Annotated in this window: 3 protein-coding genes; 2 read left to right on the top strand and 1 reads right to left on the bottom strand. The window is 63.8% G+C overall.

The features are described 5' to 3' along the window. Positions 1 to 1,013 (top strand): ASKHA domain-containing protein (locus ACREE8_RS21565; RefSeq protein WP_431575078.1); only part of this gene is annotated, 1,013 nt, incomplete at its 5' end. Between the two features lie 54 nt (positions 1,014 to 1,067). Then, positions 1,068 to 1,526 (top strand): DUF5063 domain-containing protein, encoded by a 459-nt coding sequence (locus ACREE8_RS21560; protein WP_431575077.1) that lies wholly within the window; start codon positions 1,068 to 1,070, stop codon positions 1,524 to 1,526. A 76-nt stretch (positions 1,527 to 1,602) separates the two neighbouring features. Here ACREE8_RS21560 and ACREE8_RS21555 read toward each other — a convergent pair whose 3' ends face one another. Continuing rightward, positions 1,603 to 2,346, bottom strand: a complete 744-nt coding sequence (locus ACREE8_RS21555) for a GntR family transcriptional regulator (RefSeq protein ID WP_431575076.1) — start codon at positions 2,344 to 2,346, stop codon at positions 1,603 to 1,605. Positions 2,347 to 2,497: the final 151 nt, after the last annotated feature.

Genomic DNA, 2,497 nt, shown 5'->3' with positions numbered 1-2,497 from the left:
CGGAGATCGACCTCCAGGTCCATCCCAATGCCCGCATCTATGTGCTGCCCTGCATCGCCGGCCATGTCGGCGCCGACACGGCGGGCGTGATCCTCTCCGAATCGCCGCATATGTCGGGCGAGATGACGCTCATCGTCGATGTCGGCACCAATGCCGAGATCGTGCTGGGCAATCGCGACCGGCTGCTCGCCGCCTCCTCGCCGACCGGCCCCGCCTTCGAAGGCGCCCAGATCTCGGGTGGGCAACGCGCGGCGCCGGGCGCCATCGAGCGCGTGCGCATCGATCCCGAGACGCTCGAGCCGAAATTCAAGGTGATCGGCTCCGACAAATGGTCGAACGAGCCGGGCTTTTTTGAAGACATCGCCCTGATTGGCGTCACCGGCATCTGCGGCTCGGGCATCATCGAGGCGCTGGCAGAGATGTATCTGACCGGCATCATCAACCAGGACGGCGTGGTCGACGGCGCGATGGCAGCGAAGAGCCCGCGCATCCAGCCCGAGGGCCGCACCTTCTCCTATCTGTTGCGCGAGGGCGAGCCCACCATCCGCATCACCCAGACCGACGTGCGGGCGATCCAGCTCGCCAAGGCCGCGCTTTATGCCGGCGCGCGGCTGCTGATGGACAAGCTCGGCATCGACAAGCTCGACCGCATCACGCTGGCGGGCGCCTTCGGCAGCCATATCGATGTCAAATACGCGATGATCCTCGGCATGATCCCCGATTGCGATCTGGCCAAGGTGACCTCGGCCGGCAATGCGGCGGGCACCGGCGCCCGCATCGCGCTCCTGAACTTGAAGGCGCGCGACGAGATCGCGCGCGTGGTCAAGCAGGTCGAGAAGGTCGAGACCGCCGTGGAACCGATGTTCCAGCAGCATTTCGTCGAGGCCATGGCGATCCCGCACAAGACCGCGCCCTACGAGAACCTCGCGAAGGTCGTGACGCTACCGCCGCACAAGGAAGTCGCCGGCGGCGCCGAAGCCGAAGCGCGCCGCGCCAGGCGGCGACGGGGATAGCCCGGCCTCCGACTATCATGCCGGCCTTTGCGGGCACGATGAGAGAGGGGAAGCATGCCTGAGCCCGACATGATCGTGGCGGTGAGGACCTATCTCAACCTCGTCGAAGCGCCGCCGACCTCGAGCGAGGCGCGCCTCTCCGCACTTGCTGAAGCGCTCGATCGACTCGCGTTTGCCTATCATCATATTGCAGAGACGGAACTTCACTACGAGGTTCCGGATCGACACCACAACGACGCCGGCGCGATCCATAGGGCGATGGGACGCCAATTTCCCGAACTCGGATTCTACGCTGTGGCGGGGTCGAAGGAGATCGGCGCGCTGTCAACGACCGGCGATGCCATCGACGACCTGGTCGATATCGCCGACGAGCTGCAGCAGGTGCTATGGCTCTGGGACAACAAATCATCCCAGAGTGCGAGCAACCAGTTCCGGGCCGGCTATCGCTTTCATTGGGGGCGACATCTGCAGAACCTTCGGGGGCATCTGCACGCGCATCTGTATGAACCGTGAGCTGCTGCTCATGCGGTAGGCTGATGCGTCTATAGCGTTTCGGTGGTCATTGTAGAAGGTGCCCGGGCCTCTCAGATCACCTGGAGCGAGCCGCGGCCGTGCTCTTCAAGGGTGATGAACGGCTCTTTGCGTCCCCTGTTTCTTCCGTCTCTTGGAGATGCTTGAAAGCCAGTTTGCTGGAGCCTGCAATGTGGCCTTCCATCAGAAACTCTGCGGCGTCAGGATCGCCCGCCCGGATGGCGGTGAAGATGGCCTCATGTTCGCGGCAGACCTGCTTGAGCCGCGAGGGTGAATATTTGTAGCGCGAGCGCAGCGTGACCGTTACCGCGAGGACCTGATGCACCAGCGTCAGGAGCAGTTGGCTTCCGGCTGCTGCCGCGAGCGCCTCATGAAAGGCCAAGTCCGCCTGCGCCTGGTCGACGGCAGAGCCCGAACTGCCGATCCGCAGCTGAACGGCCAGCGCGTCGGCCGCCTGATTCAGTTTGGCGTTATCCTGATGCTCGGCCGCGCAACGAACCGCGTAGGATTCCAGCACCCGCCGCAAAGAATAGATCTGCGCGATGTCATTCGACGACACATGCCGGACGCGCGCGTAGCGGCTGGGGGCGAGGTCCACCAGGCCCTCGCCTTGAAGAATGAAGAAAGCTTCGCGGATCGGCGTTCGGCTCACGCCCAGCTCTTCGGCGAGCTGACGCTCGCGCAACGGCTGTCCGGGAATCAGGATTCCCGCGAGAATCGCCTTCCGGATGACATGGGCGATGCCTTCGCTGGTGCGGGTCGCCATGGGTCCGCTGACCAATCCGCCCAACAGATCGGGCATCAGGGGATCCTCTCCTTCATCCGGTCATGGGCCGCTGCGAGGCGGCATTCTTGTGCATTAAATAGCAGCAGATGATGGCATTTCCCTCCATAGAGGTGCAACCCGGATGCAAAGAGGCCCTGGTGGCGTTTGCCACCAGGGCCCTATGCAT

The sequence above is a fragment of the Hypericibacter sp. genome, from assembly GCF_050729195.1.
GTDB lineage: Bacteria > Pseudomonadota > Alphaproteobacteria > Dongiales > Dongiaceae > Hypericibacter.
The sequence above is the reverse complement of the archived record's forward strand: the minus strand, read 5'-3'. Positions and strand labels throughout refer to the sequence as shown.